General features: G+C 64.9%; 12 protein-coding genes and 1 pseudogene. 4 read left to right on the top strand and 9 right to left on the bottom strand.

Going from position 1 to position 17502, the window contains the following annotated elements; genetic code table 11:
- Positions 1–290 precede the first annotated feature (290 nt).
- From K3F49_RS17715 to K3F49_RS17705, 3 genes are all read left to right on the top strand, one after another.
- Positions 291–1520 (top strand): efflux RND transporter periplasmic adaptor subunit, encoded by a 1230-nt coding sequence (locus K3F49_RS17715; protein WP_234682233.1) that lies wholly within the window; start codon positions 291–293, stop codon positions 1518–1520.
- Positions 1517–4684: an efflux RND transporter permease subunit gene (locus K3F49_RS17710; RefSeq protein ID WP_234682232.1), complete on the top strand. Its 3168-nt coding sequence runs from the start codon at positions 1517–1519 to the stop codon at positions 4682–4684. Before K3F49_RS17715 ends, K3F49_RS17710 begins: the two co-directional genes overlap by 4 nt.
- A gap of 285 nt (positions 4685–4969) precedes the next feature.
- On the top strand, positions 4970–6160 hold the full coding sequence (locus K3F49_RS17705) for an ABC transporter substrate-binding protein (protein ID WP_234682231.1): 1191 nt from the start codon (positions 4970–4972) through the stop codon (positions 6158–6160).
- Between the two features lie 162 nt (positions 6161–6322).
- Here K3F49_RS17705 and K3F49_RS17700 read toward each other — a convergent pair whose 3' ends face one another.
- The 4 genes from K3F49_RS17700 to K3F49_RS17685 are packed head-to-tail and all read right to left on the bottom strand — an operon-like array spanning position 6323 to position 10920.
- The gene (locus K3F49_RS17700) at positions 6323–6709 is read right to left on the bottom strand and encodes an MAPEG family protein (RefSeq protein ID WP_234682230.1); all 387 of its coding nucleotides are present in this window, start codon (positions 6707–6709) and stop codon (positions 6323–6325) included.
- A 26-nt stretch (positions 6710–6735) separates the two neighbouring features.
- On the bottom strand, positions 6736–7818 hold the full coding sequence (locus tag K3F49_RS17695; RefSeq protein ID WP_234682229.1) for a lipocalin-like domain-containing protein: 1083 nt from the start codon (positions 7816–7818) through the stop codon (positions 6736–6738).
- Positions 7808–10270: an FtsX-like permease family protein gene (locus K3F49_RS17690; protein ID WP_234682228.1), complete on the bottom strand. Its 2463-nt coding sequence runs from the start codon at positions 10268–10270 to the stop codon at positions 7808–7810. The genes K3F49_RS17695 and K3F49_RS17690 overlap by 11 nt, the downstream gene beginning before the upstream one ends.
- Positions 10267–10920: an ABC transporter ATP-binding protein gene (locus tag K3F49_RS17685; protein WP_234682227.1), complete on the bottom strand. Its 654-nt coding sequence runs from the start codon at positions 10918–10920 to the stop codon at positions 10267–10269. Before K3F49_RS17685 ends, K3F49_RS17690 begins: the two co-directional genes overlap by 4 nt.
- Positions 10921–11064: 144 nt before the next feature.
- Here K3F49_RS17685 and K3F49_RS17680 point away from each other — a divergent pair, with 144 nt between their 5' ends.
- A complete protein-coding gene (locus K3F49_RS17680) occupies positions 11065–12414 on the top strand; it encodes an MFS transporter (RefSeq protein WP_234682226.1) in 1350 nt (449 codons plus the stop codon).
- Between the two features lie 57 nt (positions 12415–12471).
- Here the strand turns inward: K3F49_RS17680 and K3F49_RS17675 are convergent.
- The 5 genes and pseudogenes from K3F49_RS17675 to K3F49_RS17655 all read right to left on the bottom strand — a co-directional run bounded on the left by K3F49_RS17675 (position 12472) and on the right by K3F49_RS17655 (position 17500).
- Positions 12472–14181, bottom strand: a pseudogene (locus K3F49_RS17675) (N-acyl-D-amino-acid deacylase family protein).
- A 41-nt stretch (positions 14182–14222) separates the two neighbouring features.
- Complete coding sequence (locus K3F49_RS17670) at positions 14223–15428, bottom strand: MFS transporter (protein ID WP_234682225.1); 1206 nt, start codon at positions 15426–15428, stop codon at positions 14223–14225.
- A gap of 147 nt (positions 15429–15575) precedes the next feature.
- Positions 15576–15737: a hypothetical protein gene (locus K3F49_RS17665; protein WP_234682224.1), complete on the bottom strand. Its 162-nt coding sequence runs from the start codon at positions 15735–15737 to the stop codon at positions 15576–15578.
- Positions 15738–15824: 87 nt separating this feature from the next.
- Positions 15825–16862, bottom strand: coding sequence for an MBL fold metallo-hydrolase (locus K3F49_RS17660; protein WP_234682223.1), 1038 nt, complete (start codon positions 16860–16862; stop codon positions 15825–15827).
- Between the two features lie 179 nt (positions 16863–17041).
- Positions 17042–17500, bottom strand: a complete 459-nt coding sequence (locus K3F49_RS17655; protein ID WP_234682222.1) for a DsrE family protein — start codon at positions 17498–17500, stop codon at positions 17042–17044.
- Between the last annotated feature and the right edge of the window lie 2 nt (positions 17501–17502).

The raw sequence follows: 17502 nt of genomic DNA, 5'->3' as shown, positions 1-17502 counted from the left end.
GGAGGTAGTCTAGCCGAGCGGTCGGCCTCCGTCATGTGCGAAGACGCTGGCTCTTTGTTACCCTCCAGGGGAGGGTGGAGAATGCCGCGCGTTCATCGCGAGCCTCGCTGGCGCCAACCGCCGCGCGCAGATCCACCTCACTCCCTGTCAACCCGCCACCTGGTCAGGGCACGCTTGGAAGCATTGCGTACGCTATCGTCTTGAAGATTTCATCATGGTGACCCATGTTGTGTCCCCCGCGGATAGGCGCTTACCGTGCATTTTCCGCGGCTTTTATGCGAGGACCTGGGATGACTGGACCGGACGGAAGCGAGCCATTTGCCAAAACGCACGATTTCGTTCAGTCCAAGCCCTATGTCGTGCCCTACGCCATAGCCGGCCTTCTTGCTGCCGCGTTCGCGCTCAGCGGTTGCGGACAACCGACATCGCAAGCGGCAGCACCTCCGCCTCCGCCGGTGACCGTCGCCCAGCCGGTCAAGCGCACCGTCACCGATTGGGACGAGTTCACCGGCCGCTTCGAGGCGGTCGAGGAGGTGCAGGTGCGCCCCCGCGTCGGCGGCTTCGTCAACTCCGTCGAGTTCCAGGACGGCGCGATCGTGCATCAGGGCGACCTGCTGTACGTCATCGACCCGCGCCCGTTCGAGGCGGTGGCCGAGCAGGCGGACGGCCAGCTCTCCGACGCCCGCGCCAAGGTGGAGCTCGCCAAGCGCGAGCTCGACCGCGGCCTGAACCTGGTTCAGACCAGCGCGGTGTCCGAGCAGGTCGTCGACCAGCGCCGGCAGGCCTTGCAGGCCGCGCACGCCGCCGAGACCCAGGCCGAGGGCGCGCTGAAGGCGGCCCGGCTCAACATCGAGTTCACCCATGTGACCGCGCCGCTCACCGGCCGCGTCAGCCGCCATCTCGTCAGCCCGGGCAACCTCGTGCAGGGCAGCGACACCGGCACGTCGACGCTCCTGACCTCGATCGTCTCGCTCGACCCGATCTACGTCTATTTCGACATGGATGAGACGACCTTCATCAAATACAGCAAGCTCTGGTTCGAGGGTAAGCGCCCGAGCTCGCGCGACACCGCCAACCCGGTGCAGGTGACGCTGGCTGGCGAGACAAAGCCGTCGCATGAGGGCGCCATCAACTTCCTCGACAACCGCCTCGATGTCTCCACCGGCACGCTGCGCAGCCGCGCCGTGGTCAAGAACACCGATCTGTCGATCCTGCCCGGCCAGTTCGGTCGCGTTCGCCTGATCGGCAGCGCGCCTTACGAGGCGCTGCTGATCCCGGACGTCGCGGTCGCGACCGACCAGTCTCGCAAGATCGTGTTCGTGGTGAAGCCCGACGACACGGTGGAGGCGCGTCCGGTGGTGCTCGGACCGCTCGATGAAGGCCTGCGCGTGATCCGCGAAGGACTGAACGCCGAGGACCGCGTCATCGTCAACGGCATCCAGCGCGCCCGCGTCGGCGCCAAGGTCGCCCCGTCTCCCGCGAAAGCGCCGGCCGGTGCCAAGGCTGGTGACAAGTCATGAATCTGGGCCGTCTCTCCATCAACCAGCCCATCCTGGCGATGGTGCTGTCGATCGTGCTCCTGATCGTCGGTGCGCTCGCTTATTCGACGCTGCCGGTCTCCGAATATCCGCAAGTGGTGCCGCCGACCGTCGTCGTCACCACGCAATATCCGGGCGCCTCGGCGCAAACCGTCTCCGACACCGTCGCTGCGCCGATCGAGCAGCAGATCAACGGCGTCGAGGACATGCTGTATCTCTACAGCCAGGCGACCTCGAACGGTCAGCTCACCATCACCGTCACCTTCAAGCTCGGCACCGATCTCGACAAGGCGCAGGTGCTGGTCCAGAACCGCGTCGCGATCGCGCAGCCGCAGCTGCCGGACGAGGTGCAGCGTAACGGCGTCGTTACCCGCAAGAATTCGCCCGACATTTTGATGGTCGTGTTCATGCTGTCGCCCGACGACACGTTCGACCAGCTCTATATCTCCAACTACGCGCTGCTCCAGGTCCGCGACCAGCTGCTGCGTATCGACGGTGTCGGCGACATCCAGATCTTTGGCGCGCGCGACTATTCGATGCGGCTCTGGCTCGACCCTGATCGCATCGCCAATCTCGGCCTGACCTCGACCGAGGTGCTGGCCGCGATCCGCGCCCAGAACGTGCAGATCGCGGGTGGCCAGATCGCCGAGCCGCCGATCGCCGATCGCGCTTTTCAGCCGAACCTCGTTTTCACGGGACGGTTGAAGGACCAGAAGCAGTTCGAGGACATCCTGATCAAGGCCGGCTCGGACGGCCGCACGGTGCGCTTGCGCGACGTCGCCCGCATCGAGCTCGGCGCATTGGCCTATTCGACCAACAGCTTCCTGCTGCGTAAATCCGCGGTCGCGATGCTGGTGACGCAGCGGCCGGGATCGAATGCGCTCGCGACGGCAAAGAACATCTCCGACACCATGACGAAGCTGAAGGAGAGCTTCCCGAAGGGGCTCGACTACAATATCGGCTACAACCCGACCGAGTTCATCGCGCAGTCCGTTCATGAGCTGATCAAGACGATCTACGAGGCCATGCTGCTCGTGGTCGTCGTCGTGCTGGTGTTCCTGCAGGGCTGGCGGCCGGCGATCATCCCGATCATCGCCATTCCCGTCTCGCTGGTCGGTACCTTCGCGGTGATGGCGGCGCTCGGCTTTTCCATCAACAATCTCACTTTGTTCGGGCTCGTGCTCGCCGTCGGCATCGTGGTCGACGACGCCATCGTCGTGGTCGAGAATGTCGAGCGGCATCTCGAGCACGGCCTCAGCCGCCGCGACGCGGCGCTGAAGACCATGGAGGAGGTTGGCGGCGCGCTGGTCTCGATCGCGCTCGTGCTCTGCGCAGTGTTCGTGCCGACGGCGTTCCTCGGCGGCATATCCGGGCAGTTCTTCCAGCAATTCGCCGTGACCATCGCGGTCGCGACCGCGATCTCCTGCTTCTGCTCGTTGACGCTCTCGCCGGCGCTGGCCTCACAGATCCTCGTCCCGCACGAGGAGAAGCGACCGCCGGCACGCTGGAATATTCTCGCGCGTGGATGGAACGCGTTCACCGGCGCCTTCAATCGGGTGTTCGACCGGTTGGCGCACGGCTACGCCGGCGTCGCCAATTTCGTGATCCGGCACTCGGTGGTGATGATCCTGATCTACGTCGTGCTGATCGGCAGCGCCGGCTGGCTGATCGGCACCACGTCGCAGGGCTTCATCCCGGCGCAGGACCGCGGCTACGTCATCATATCCGTGCAATTGCCGGGTGCGGCGTCGCTGGCACGCACCACCGAGGTCGTGCGCGAGATCGAGCGGATCTCGCTGGATACGCCGGGCATCATCCGCGTTGCCGCCTTCGCCGGCTTCTCCGGCGCCACGCGCACGCAGGCGGGCAATGCAGCTGCGCTGTTCCCGGTGTTCGACGAACCCGAGGTACGCCTGAAGAAAGGACTGACGGCGAATGCGATTACGGGCGAGCTGCGCAAGCGGCTCGCCGCGATTCAGGGCGCGTTCATCATCGTCATTCCGCCGCCGGCCGTGCCCGGCATCGGCACTGGCGGTGGCTTCACCATCCGCATCCAGGATCGGCAGGGCCGTGGACCGGAGCTGCTGGCCTCGGCGACCGACGAACTCGTCGCCGCCGCGCGCAAATCGCCCTCGCTCCTCGGCCCCACTGTGTTCTCGCCGTTTTCGGCCAACACGCCGCAGCTGTTCGTCGACATCGACCGCACCAAGGCGCAGAAGCTCGGCGTGCCCATCGCCAACATCAACGACACGATCCAGACCTATTTCGGATCGACCTATGTCAACGACTTCAACCTATTCGGACGCACCTATCACGTCACGGCACAGGCTGATTTCCCGTTCCGGAAAGAGCCCGCCGATCTCGCGCGCTTGCGCACGCGAAATGCCTCCGGCGACATGGTGATGCTCGGCAGCGTGGTCGACTTCAAGGATGTCTCGGGTCCGGACCGTGTCGCGCGCTACAATCTCTACGCGGCGTCCGAATTGCAGGGTGAGCCGGCGCCGGGTACGAGCTCGACCACCGCGCTCAATACCATCAAGAAGCTCGCTGACGACATCTTGCCGAGCGGGTTTACGTTCGAGTGGACGGACCTGTCTTATCAGCAGGTCACCGGCGGCAATGCCGGTCTCTACGTGTTCCCGATCTGCGTGCTGTTCGTCTATCTCGTGCTCGCCGCGCAATACGGCAGCTGGACGTTGCCGTTTGCGGTGATCCTGATCGTGCCGATGTGCTTGCTGGCGGCCACCATCGGCGTGCGCATCATGGGCCAGGACGTCAACATCCTGACCCAGATCGGCTTCGTCGTGCTGGTGGGACTGGCGGCGAAAAACGCGATCCTGATCGTCGAGTTCGCACGCGACATCGAGAAAGAGGGCAAGCCACGGCTGGAGGCCGTGATCGACGCCTGCCGGTTGCGACTGCGGCCGATCCTGATGACGTCCTTCGCCTTCATCCTCGGCGTGCTGCCGCTGGTGATCTCGTCCGGTTCCGGCTCGGAGATGCGTCAGGCCGTCGGCGTTGCCGTGTTCTTCGGCATGATCGGCGTGACGCTGTTCGGGCTGCTGTTCACACCGATCTTCTATGTGGTGGTGCGCAACCTGGCGGAAGGGCGGAACGAGGGGAAGCCGCCGGAGGCGGTGGCCTAGTTGTTGGGCCTCGGCGCTTCCCTAATCTCCGCTGTCGTCCCCGCGGAACGCGGGGACCCATAACCCCAGGGAGCAGTGTGGGGTAGGGCCGGTAACCACGGGTCTTCGCCAAACCTAATCCTGTGGTTATGGATCCCGGATCTGCGCTTCGCTTGTCCGGGACGACAGCGGAGAATGCCGCACTCACCTCCATACTAACGGTCTAAGCAAAACCAATGGGCACGCGCGCCGTTCTTCACTAGTATCCGCGCGATTTCAAAACAGAACACTGCTGGGAGTTAACAGATGAAATCAACACTTTTGGCCGCTGTCGCAACGTCGGCTCTGTTGTTGGCCGCGCCGGTCTCTGCGCAAGGCGTCAAGATCGGCGTCCTGAACGATCAGTCCGGCGTCTATGCCGATTACGGCGGAAAATATTCGGTCGAAGCCGCCAAGATGGCGATCGAGGATTTTGGCGGCGAGGTGCTCGGCCAGAAGGTCGAGATGATCACCGCCGATCACCAGAACAAGCCTGATCTTGCGACGTCCATCGCGCGGCGCTGGTATGATGCCGACAATGTCGACATGATCACGGAGCTGACGACATCGTCGGTGGCGCTCGCCGTGCAGGATCTGTCGAAGGAAAAGAAGAAGATCGACATCGTGGTCGGTGCGGCTACGTCGAGCATCACCGGGTCTGCGTGCTCGCCCTATGGGTTCCACTGGGCGTTCGACACCCACGCGCTCGCGGTCGGCACCGGCGGCGCGCTGACCAAGGCCGGCGGCGACAGCTGGTTCTTCCTCACCGCGGACTACGCCTTCGGCTACGCACTGGAAAAGGACACCAGCGAGATCGTCACCGCCAATGGCGGCAAGGTGCTGGGCTCGGTCCGCGTCCCCCTCAATTCCTCGGACTTCTCCTCCTTCCTGCTGCAGGCGCAGAGCTCGAAGGCCAAGATCGTCGGCCTCGCCAATGCCGGCCAGGATACCACCAACTCGATCAAGCAGGCGGCCGAATTCGGTATCGTCCAGGGCGGTCAGAAGCTTGCTGGCCTGCTGATGACGCTGGCCGAGGTGCATGGTCTTGGCTTGCAGGCTGCGCAAGGCCTGGTGCTGACCGAGGGCTTCTATTGGGACCATGACGATACGACGCGCGCCTTCTCCGAGCGCTTCTTCAAGCGCACCGGCCGGATGCCAAGCATGATTCACGCAGGCACCTATTCGGCGACGTTGAGCTATCTGAAGGCGGTGAAGGCCGCCGGCACCAAGGACACCGAGGCTGTCGCCAAGAAGCTGAAGGAGCTGCCGGTCGACGACGCCTTCGCCAAGGGCAAGGTGCTCGAGAACGGCCGCATGGTCCACGACATGTATCTGTTCGAGGTCAAGAAGCCCTCGGAATCGAAGAAGCCGTGGGATTACTACAAGGAACTCGCGACCGTCCCCGGCGACAAGGCGTTCTTCACCGCCAAGGAAAGCGGCTGCCCGCTGACGAAGTGACGGTCTTGTGTCCCGGACGTGCTGCAAGGCGCAGCGTTGCTGCGCAGAGCCGGGACCCATGCCTCTCCAAGTCTTGCAGCCAGATTGGGTCCCGGTTCAGCGGCGCAGCGTTGCACGCTGCACCGCGCCCGGGTCACGAGCGCCTGTGATGTCGCGCTTTCACTACACCAACCTCAACACCACCGCCCCCAACGCTCCCGCCCACAGCGCAATCCCCGCCACGCCCTGGATCGCAAACCCCGGGCCGCGCTTGGCGGCGGCTTGCGAATAACCGATGAAATAGACGATGCGGCCAATGATCCAGACCGCGCCGATGCCGGCCGCGATGGCGTCGCTGATATAGATCGCAAACAGCCAGAGCGACGGCAGGAAGATCGGCATCCATTCCAGTGTATTCATCTGGATGCGGAAGGCGCGCTCGAAATCCGGATGGCCCGACATCGCCGGCACCTTGACGCCGGTTTTGGTCCGCGACCGCGAGACATTCATGCAGGTGAAGAAGAAAAACAGGATGGCGAGCAGTGTGACGAGCGCAGTCAGGTGGTACATCGAAGCCTCCGGCAGTCAGATGCAGCTCAATAGCCGGTCAGCTCGAGATAGCCAACGCCGTCGTGCGTGCCGGCAAAGCTGATCGGCCCCTCCCAATAGGAGAAGCCGGTCCCCATCCACGCCTTCGGATTGAGCGGCTTGCAGGAAATCGAGAATGAGCGTGACGGGATCGCGATCTGCCATTCCACCGGCAGCTTGCGGCCGGCGACCTCGGCCGTCGCCTTCGGACTCATCTGGATATCGCGGCCCGCAATCATCTGCGTCTCGCCCGCGGCACTGATCCAGTTGCCGAACGGATAATCCTTGCCGTCTTTCTGGCGCAGCCGATACAGCATCAGCTTGTCGCCGGAGGCGAGATGCAGCGACAGCCAGTCCCAACCGGTCTGGTCGGCGTCGAGCGGCTGGCTGCTCCATTCCCGATCCATCCAGGCCTGGCCGGAGACCTCGACCGGCTTGTCGTCGATGGTGAGCGTGCCGCGCGCACGGTAGAACGGCTGGCTGTAATAGTAGGATGCCTGTCCGCGTTCGGACTTGCGGCTGTAGCCGGCGTCGCCCTGCAGGACGACCGGCCGGTCCGAATCAAGCGTGAGCGCGTAGCTGAAATCGGTGCCCGATGCCTTCAACGTGACCGGCGCCAGAGTGCGATCGTCGGTGCGCCCAGAACCCTTCATCTCCCAATCGTCGATCCACGCCGCGAACGGTTTTGCTTCGACGTTCGCCTGCCCGATACCGCCGCGCGAAAACAGCTCGTCGAAGCGGTGGGTGTCGGCGCGCGTCACCGCGGCATGCGCCATCCAGATCTGCTGATTGGCCCAGCCCTCGGCTTGCGGCCCGGGCTTTGCGGCCTGCCGAAACAGCGTCCATTGCAGCCCACAGGCAGCGCCACTGCTGTCGACGAGGTTCGCCGTCAAATACCACCACTCGATGCGAAACGCCGGATGCGGTCCGTGATCTCCAGGGAAGATGAATGCCTTTCCCGGCGCCACCTTCGCAAAGCCGTCGGCGGTCTCGCCGAGCCCGGCATAGCCCTGCGCGCTGGCGCTGCGCGCAGCCACGAGTGCGGCGATGCCGCCGGCAAACGCGCGCCGCGAGAGTTTGTCAGCGCTCATTGGCAAACACCTTGACGAGGCTCGCGGGCTGCATCCGCGCCAGCCGGATCATCGGCAGCAGCGCCGCCAATAGCGAAGCGATCAGCGCGACGGCGACCAGCTCGACCAGTTGCAGCGGGAAGACATGGAACGGCAACCGCCAGCCGAACGCCTTGACGTTGACGATCGCGATCAGGCACCACGCCACCAGCAGCCCGAGCGGCACGGCCAGCAGCGACGTGAACAGCGCCACCGACAGCGTCTTGGTCAGCTCGATCGCGGCCAGGCGCGGCCGCGTGATGCCGATCGCCCAGAGCGGCGCAAGCTGCGGCAGGCGCGAATTCGCCAGCGTCAGAAGGCTGGTCAACAGCGCGATGCCGGCGACGCCGAGCGTGAAGGCATTCAGTGCCGACGTCACCGCAAAGGTGCGGTTGAAGATGCGGATCGATTCCGCCTTCACGGTCGCCTGGTCGGCCACGGCGCGGTCGTCGAGTGCGAACTGCTTCTGCAAAGCTGAGATCAGGCCGGGTATCCTGTCGCGTGGGACGATCAGCCCGATCCGCGTCTGCGGCGTTTGCGGAAACTGCCGGATCAGCGCCGCGACGTTCACCGCGAGCTGCCCCTTGGGATTGCCGTAATCGGCATAGATGCCGACGATGTCGAGCTCCCAGGTCCCGCCCGGCGCCGGCACTTCGATGACGTCGCCGACGCGGACGTTGAGGCGACGGCTGAGCTGCTCGCTGATGAAGGCGGCATTGCCCGGCACCAGCTGCGTCCAGGCGCGCGGCGCGGACTCCAGCAGCGGCCAGCGCTCGCGATAGAGCGCGTGATCGGGCAGGCCGAACAATTCCACCGGCTGGCCCTGGAGCTGCGTCTCTGCGCGGCCGCCCGACAGGATCGCCTGGACCTCGCTGCGGTCCTTCAGCCAGTTGCGGATCGCGGCGCCCTGCGCATTGTCGGCGGCGCTGATGTAAACATCGGCCGCGAGCCGTCCATCGAGCCAGCCGACAAAGGTGCGGCTGAACGTTTCCACCATGGTGGACACACCGACATTGACGGCCAATGCGAGCAGCAGCGCCATCAGCGCCAGCGACAATCCCGAAAGCTGCTGCCGGCTGTCGGCCCAGAACCACAGTGCCAACGGCCCGCGCGCGAAACGTTGGCCGGCGAGCAGGAGAATCTCGAGGAACGCCGGCAGGATCAGCGCCGCGCCGAGCATCAGCGCCGCCAGCAGGCCAAACCCCGCGATCAACGATTGCCCGTAATAGAGCAGCAGCAGTGCGACCGCGAATACGGCGCAGGCGGCCAGACTCTGCAGGATCAGCCAGCGACGTTGTCGCTGCTGCCACGCGTGCGGCTGCGCGGTCGCCAGCACCGGCATCCTGATGGCCTTGATCAGGCTGGTCGCGGCCGCCACGATCGCACCCGCAACACTGATGCCGATGCCGGCGAGCCACCATTCGGGCCTCAGCGTGAGCTGCCCTGGAATTTGCGCGCCATAAAGCCCGCGCAGTGACGCCGCCACATCGGGCAGCAGCGCCGCCGCGATCACGTAACCGCAGACGAGCCCGATCAGGCCGGCGACCAGCGCCAGCGCCACCAGCTCGATCACCAGCACGGTGTTGACCAGCCGCGCCGAGGCACCGCAGGCGCGCAAGGTGCGCAGCATCGGCAGCCGCTGCTCGAAGGCGAGGCCGACGGCCGAATTGACGATGAACAGCCCGACGAAGAACGACAGCAGGCCGAAGGCGGTGAGGTTGAGATGGAAGCTGTCGGTCAGTCGCTCCAGCTCCGTCTCCGCATTCGGCTCGATCCGCTGCAACTGCTCGCCGACCACGCTTTGCAACGGCGCGGGCTTGCTCTTTGCCTTGCCGATCAAGAGGCGCGACAGCTGCTCCGGCTTGTTCAGCAGAAGCTGGGCCACGCCGATATCGACCACCAGCACGTCGGGCACGAGCTGCGGCAGCACGTGCAGCGGCGGCAGCTTTGCGCCGCTGCTGATCGAGGGCGTCGCGCCGTCCTGCTCGTGCAGATCGTTCAGCGTCTCCTCCGCGACCAGCGTCTGGCCGGGTGCGGCAACAAAGCTGCTGAGATCGGCCGCGCCGAGGCGCGGTGCGTTGCCGACATCGGCCGGCAGCGTCACCGGCTCGATGCCGAGCAGCCGCATCGAGCGTCCATTGATTTGAACCCGGCCTTCCAGCACCGGCGACACCGGCCAGCCCGCGCGGCGGAGTTTTATGAACAGCGCTTGCGGGAAGGTCGCTGCATTGGGCGCGACCAGCATTGCCGTACGGATACCGCCGAACGTCGCCGCCGCGCGGTCATAGGCGCCGCGGGCCTGCTGGTTGATCGCTTGCACGCCGCTCCACAGCGCGGTCGCCGCGATCAGCCCGATCAGCAGCGTTGCGAACTGCATCCTGTGCCGGCGCCAATGGCTGAGCAGCACTGCGAGCACCCACAGCGCGCGCATCATGCGATCCGCCCCGCATGGAGGACGATGTGACGGTCGAGCGTGCCGGCCAGATGCAGGCTGTGCGTCACCATCAGGAAACCGCAGCCGGTGCGCGCGACGAGGTCGCGCGCCAGCGCCAGCACGTCGTCGGCGGTGGCTTCGTCGAGATTGCCGGTCGGCTCGTCCGCGAGCAGCAGGGATGGTTTGGTCGCCAACGCCCGTCCGATCGCGACGCGCTGCTGCTGGCCGCCTGATAATTGCTCTGGATAACGCTTGAGCAGGCTGCCGAGCCCGAGCCGTTCGGTCAGCTCCCTGGTCCAGGCGGCATCATGGCGGCCGGCAATGCGCGCCTGGAAGGCGAGGTTATCGGCGACCGACAGGCTCGGGATCAGGTTGTACTGCTGAAAAACCAGCCCGATCCGGTCGCGTCGCAGCCCGGCGCGGCCAGCATCGGAGAGCTTGGTGACCTCGGTGTTGTCCAGCCGGATTGTGCCGCCATCGGCGGCATCCAGTCCGGCGATCAGGTGCAGCAGTGTGCTCTTGCCGCTGCCGGATTCGCCGGTCAGCGCGACGCGCTCGCCGGCCTGCAGGTCGAGATCGACGCCGCGCAGCACATGGACCGGCTCGGCGGCCGAGGAGAAGGTCTTTGAGAGGTTTCGGATGCTCAGCAAGATCAATGCGCCGGACGGAATTAACTCAATGCTGCGTAGCACACTTACTCTGGAAATGCCGGGGTTGCGTTGCCGTTCAAGCCGTTGTTAGCTGCCAAGACGGCCAAATCAAAAAGTGCCGACAAAAGACATGCGGGGAGAATGATGAGCGCTCAGGGAACGCCGTCCGCGGCGGCTAGGACGGCAGGGGTGTCCCAAGGGACCACAAAGGAAACGCAGAAGGGCGCCTGGACCGTCACTTTTCTCCTCTTTCTCTTCATGGTGGTGAACTTCGCGGACAAGATCGTCGTCGGCCTCGCCGCCGTGCCGATCATGACCGATCTGAAGCTCGAGCCTGCGCAATTCGGCATGCTCGGCTCCTCGTTCTTCATCCTGTTCTCGGTCTCGGCCATCGTGGTCGGGTTCATCGTCAACAAGGTGCCGACGCGCTATGTGCTGCTGACGCTCGCGGTGATCTGGGCGCTGGCGCAGTTTCCGATGGTTGGCACCGTCTCCTTCACCACGCTCCTGATTTGCCGCATCGTGCTCGGCGCAGGCGAAGGCCCGGCATTCTCGGTCGCCGCGCATGCGATCTACAAATGGTTTCCGGACGAGAAGCGCACGTTGCCGACCGCGATCCTGTCGCAGGGCTCGGCCTTCGGCGTCATCCTCGCCGTGCCTGCGCTGAACTGGGTCATCGTCAATCACTCCTGGCACTACGCCTTCGGCGCGCTCGGTGTCGTCGGCCTGATCTGGGTCTGTGCCTGGCTGGCGCTCGGCAAGGAAGGTCCGCTCGAGGACACCAAGGCGCTCGCTGCCAATGAGCCGAAAATTCCCTACATCCGGCTTCTGACCTCGCGCACCTTCCTCGGCTGCGTGATCGCGACCTTCGGCGCCTATTGGGCGCTGTCGCTCGGGCTGACATGGTTCACCGCGTTCATCATCGCGGGTCTCGGCTTCTCGCAGCAGCAGGCCGGCTACATCTCGATCCTGCCCTGGGTGTTCGGTGCCACCATCGTCATCCTGACGGGCTGGATCTCGCAGGTCATGATGGCGCGCGGCTACACCACGCGCATCTCGCGCGGCGTGCTCGGCTCGGTGCCGCTGATCATCGGCGGCCTGGTGCTGGCGATGATGCCGCATGTTCAGGGCGCGGGTCTTCAAATCGCGCTGCTTGTCGTCGGCTCGGGTCTCTGCGGTGCGATCTATGTCGTCTGCCCGCCGATGCTCGGCGAATTCACGCCGGCCTCGCAGCGCGGCGCCGTCATCGCGATCTACGGGGCGCTCTACACGCTCTCGGGCATCATCGCGCCGATGGTGATGGGCACCGTGATCCAGCGCGCCGGCAGCATGCTCAACGGCTACATGACCGGCTTTACCATCAACGCGGTGGTGATGGTCGGCTCCGGCGTCATCGGTCTGCTGCTGCTCTGGCCGAACACCGAAAAGGCCAGGCTGACGCGCGGCAGGGCGGCGCGCCCGGCCGAGCTGAAGGGCGTGGTCTCGCCGACGTAAGGGGTGAGCTCTCTTACCCTCCCCCTCCAGGGGAGGGTAAGCAACCCATCGCTTAATTCACCCCTGCGCACCCCGGATCAACTTCCCTGGCCGGCGTCCCGTGGCCTCGCCGTGCCGCCGCGTCACCACGCCGGACACGATGGTGGCCTCATAGCCGTCGACATCCTGCAACAGCCGCCGCCCGCCGACCGGCAGATCGTAATGTACCTTCGGCGGATGCAGATGCAGCCGGTCGTAGTCGATGACGTTGACGTCGGCCTTGTAGCCCGGCGCGATCAAGCCACGATCGGTGAGGCCGACCGACAGAGCCGTCTTGCGCGACTACGCCGCGACCACGAACGGAATTGAGAGCTTCTCGCCGCGCTTGCGGTCGCGGGTCCAGTGGGTCAGCAAATAGGTTGGGAAGCTGGCGTCGCAGATGATGCCGCAATGCGCGCCGCCGTCGGAGAGGCCGGGCACTGACTGCGGATCGGTCAGCATTTCGCGCGTCGCATCCAGGTTGCCGTCGGCATAGTTGAGGAACGGCACGTAGAGCATGCCGCGCCCCTCGTCCGACAGCATCGCCTCATAGGCGAGCTCTTCCGGCTGCCGGCCCTGCTTGCGTGCCTGCGGACCCAGCGCGTTCTCCGGCGGCTGTTCATAGTCAGGTGGATCGCCGAGCAAAAACATCTTGTCGTAGTTGGGACGGAAGAACAGTGGATCGTCGGTTGACGTTGCCGTCTCGCTCAAAATCGCCTTGCGCACCTCGCTCTGATGCAGCCGCGCCAGTCGCTCTTTCAGCGGCAGATGCGCGATAGCCTTGTAGCTCGGATGGGTCTGGAACGGGTTGCGCGATAGCTCGAGGCCGAGCAGCAGGCCGACCGGGCGAGCCGCGATCTGCGCGGTGATGGAGAGGCCGCGCTTCGCCGCCGCATTGATCTCGTCCAGCGTCTGGCGCCAGCGGTTTGGCGATTTGTCGTTCTGCGTGATCGAGAACGAGATCGGGCATTTTGTGTTGTCTGCCACTCGCAGCATCATCGGCAGATCTTCGTGGAGAGTGGAGAGATCGAGCACGAACTGCAGCACGCTGCGACCCTGGCTGTGCATCGCCCCGGCAATCGCGGTAAGCTCGTCTTCGCCCGCTTTCAACGTCGGCGTGAAATCGCCGGTCGAGGTGCGGTGGTTGAGCGTGCGCGAGGTCGAGAAGCCGAGCGCGCCGGAGCACACCGCCTCGCCCGCGAGCTTCGCCATGGCCGCATTGTCTTCGGCCGTCGAGGGATCGCGGCGCGCGCCGCGCTCGCCCATGACATAGACCCGCAGCGCCGCGTGCGGCAGCTGCGCGCCGACATCGATGTCGAACTCGCGCTTGGACAGCCAGTTCATGTAATCCGGAAAGCTCTCCCAGGCCCAGGGAATGCCGGCGCTCAGCACAGGCTCGGGAATGTCCTCAACGCCTTCCATCAGCTGGATCAGGCGGACGTGATCGGCCGGCTTGCATGGCGCAAAGCCGACACCACAATTGCCCATGATCGCGGTGGTGACGCCGTTCTGCGAGGACGGCGTGATGTCCTGGCTCCAGGTGACCTGGCCGTCGTAATGCGTGTGAACGTCGACGAAGCCCGGCGTCACCAGCTTTCCACGCGCATCGATCTCCTCACGGCCGTTGGCCGCGACCTTGCCGACCTCGCTGATCTTGCCGCCGGTGATGGCGACGTCAGCCTCGAACAGCTCGCCGCCACGCCCGTCCGCGACGGTGCCGCCGCGGATCACGAGATCAGGGGTGCTCATGGTGTTTCTTCCGGTTTTGCTTTGTTGTTTCTTTCGTGCAGCTACGCCTTGGCTGGCTTCCGTTCCGTGAACGGCGACAGCACGACCGTTGCGACCATGAAGATCACGGAGGCGCCGAACACCCAGTGCGGCGCGCTCTGGTCCATGATCCAGCCGAACAGCAGCGGGCTGACGATGCCGCCAAGATTGAAGCCGGTCGAGACGATGCCGAAGGCGCGGCCCGCCGCACCGGGAGGTGCGGCGTTGCGCACCAGCATGTCGCGCGACGGCGCGATCACGCCGGAGAGGAAACCCGCGATCGCCATCGCGGCGGTGAGCGCCCAGCCGGGCAGTGTGACCAGCGCGATCAGCAGCACGATGGCGGCATTCGCGGCAAAGCAGGCGGCGGCGACATAGCCGTGGCGTTCGGTGTGGTCGGCGAGGAAGCCGCCGGCGAGCACGCCCGCCGCGCTGCAGCCGAGGAACGCCGTCAGCGCGATATTCGCAGCAGAGTAGGTCGCGCCGTAACCGCTCATCAGCGCCACCACGCCGAAATTGTTGATGCCGGCAACCGACAGGCTCAGCAGCATGAACAGCGCGGTCAGCGTGATCAGCGCCGGCGTGATGACGGCCTGCTTCGGCATGGTCGCGTTGCCTGGCTTGGTCTTGTGCGCACCGGCATCGGGAATGTTCATGGCGACCAGCAGCAGCGCCACCAGCACGCCGATTGCGCCCGATGCGATCAGCGCGCCGACGCCGCCGGACACGGTGATCAGTGCCGCGACGATTGCCGGCGCGACGGCGCCGCCAAAATAGCCGGCAAAGGTGTGGATCGAGAAGGCGCGGCCCATCCGCGCCTCGTCCATGTGCTCGGCCAGGATGGCGTAATCCGCGGGATGATAGACGCTGTTGGCGAGGCCAAGCAGCACGGCGCAGGCGATCAGCGAGGCGTAGCTCAGGTGCAGGCCGAGCATGATCAACGCAAGCCCGCCGAGCGTCAGCCCGCCCAGCAGGATCTTGCGCGCGCCAAAATGGTCGACGAGATAACCTGTCGGTGCCTGCGTCAGGCCGGAGACCACGGCAGAGACGGTCAGCGCGAAGCCGAGCTCGACATAGCCGACGCCAAGCTGACCTTTGAGGAACGGGAACAGCATCGGCAGGACCAGCAGATGAAAATGGCTGACCCAGTGCGCGATCGAAATCCCGGTGAGCGTGCGCAACGCGCTGTCCGCCTTGCCTTGTTGCGGTGCAGCGAGAACGTCGACCATTGCAGTTCCGTTTCAGTCCCTGGAAGCGCGCAAACTATCGGGGACAGCGGTTATTTGTCCATCAGCGCAGGCGCATGGCAGCTAGTGCGCGTGGAGGTCCACCCGTCGTCCTGCGAACGCAGGGACGACAGCGGAGTTCGGGGTTCCCTACAACGGCTCGTCATCATTCCCGTAACGATCACGCTTCGGCGTGGCGATGTCGCCGTCTTCGTAATCGTCGTCGGTGTTGCGCGGCGGCTGCGGCTTTTTGGCCTTGTCGTCAGCGGCCTTCGTCTTCGGTGGTTCGCTCGGCTTTGCAGTCTTGGCCATGGCGGGTCCCGGATGGTGATGCATCATCCGCTTCTAGATCTAAAATATGTGCGGCGCCTGATCTATCTCAAGAGCCACGACAGTCTGTCAGTGCATGATCGGCCCGCCGGCCTTCTTCCAGGCATCGATGCCGCCGGCGATGTGGGCGGTGTTGCTGAGACCGGCCACCTTGGCAGCGGCAACGGCCATCGCCGAGCGCTCGCCGAAGGCGCAGAAGAACACGACGCGGCGGCCGGTGGCGGCGGCGACCTCGCGCAGCATGCCGCCGGGCTTGAGGCTCTCCTCGACGCTCGGATAGGGCGTGTGCAGCGCGCCCTCGAGCATGCCGTGCTTCATCCGCTCATTGCTCTCGCGCAAATCGACCAGGAGCATGTCCGGCCGGCCGAGCGAACGGATCGCTTCGACTGCGCTGAGCGCACGGCCCTCCTTCTCCAGCTCCTCCTGGTGCAGGCCGACATGCATGTTGGCGGGCACTGCCACGTCCATCATCTTTGGATTGGGCAGCTTCAGGTTCGCCATCAGCTCGATATATTCGTCGACCGAGCGCACCTGCAGTCGCGGATTGTAGCGCCTCTCCTCACCGATGGTGGAGACGGTATCGCCCTTGTAGTCATGCGCCGGGAAGACCATCGTCTCATCCGGCAGCTTCAGCAGCCGGTTGAAGATCGACTCGTACTGCGCGCGCGATGAACCGTTCTGGAAATCGGTGCGGCCGGTGCCGCGGATCAAGAGCGTATCGCCGGTGAAGACGCGGTCACCCATCAGATAGGAATAGGAATCGTCGGTGTGGCCCGGCGTGTACATCACATCGAGCGACAGGCCCTCGATGGTCACCTTGTCGCCGTCGGCGACTCTCATGGCCACCACGTCGGCCTTGGTCTGGTCGCCCATGACGGTCATGCAATGGGTGCGGTCACGCAGCTCGCCGAGGCCGGTGACGTGGTCGGCATGCAAATGGGTGTCGACGGCCTTGACCAGCTTGAGGTCGAGCTCGCGCAGCAGCTGGCAGTAGCGATCGACCTTCTCCAGCACGGGATCAAGGATCAGCGCCTCGCCGCCGGGGCGGCTGGCAAGGACGTAGCTGTAGGTGCCCGAAACGCTGTCGAAGAGCTGGCGAAAGATCATGGCAGGACCCGGCGTGAACTGGTTTCGAGGATTCTACTACGCCGGGGGGTATAAAGAGAAGCAATTCACTGTAGTCGAGATAAAATTTAGAAGATTTTTGTTCCGCGGGACCGCGCTGGGGAGCGGAGCTTTTGTTGCGGGGCGGATGGACGGTCTACAGCGGAAGGTGTGGCTAAGACCTACGGCCTCACCACCGTGTACCCATTCTCCGCCAGAAACAGGATCTGCCCGACACCCACCTGCACCGGCGTCGCCGCCGGAATGAACTCCGGCCGCTTGCCTGTGTCCCGCTCGATCGTGTCGACCGTGTTGAGGCAGATGTCGAAGCGCACGCCTTGCGCGATCAGGCTCTCGACCTGCTTGCGGCGCTCGCTGGCCGACAGAAGCAGATCGATGCCGGGACCGAAGGTGACGACCTCAACCGCGATCTTGTCGGGGTCGTAAGCCTTCAGGAGATTGTTGGCGACGCTCAGCACCAGCGCCTGCTTCTTCGCATCGCTATCCGAGAGCTGCAGTACGATCTTGTGCTCGGCGAACGGCTTGTCCTGGAGCGGCACCTGTTGCGCAGAAGCGAGCGTTGGCGCGACCAGGACAAGCAGCGCCAGCAGCATCGCGCGAAAGGTTTGCGATCGCATCATGC

The organism is Bradyrhizobium monzae (assembly GCF_021458635.1).
In the GTDB taxonomy this organism is placed as follows: Bacteria; Pseudomonadota; Alphaproteobacteria; order Rhizobiales; family Xanthobacteraceae; genus Bradyrhizobium.
The sequence above is the reverse complement of the archived record's forward strand: the minus strand, read 5'-3'. Positions and strand labels throughout refer to the sequence as shown.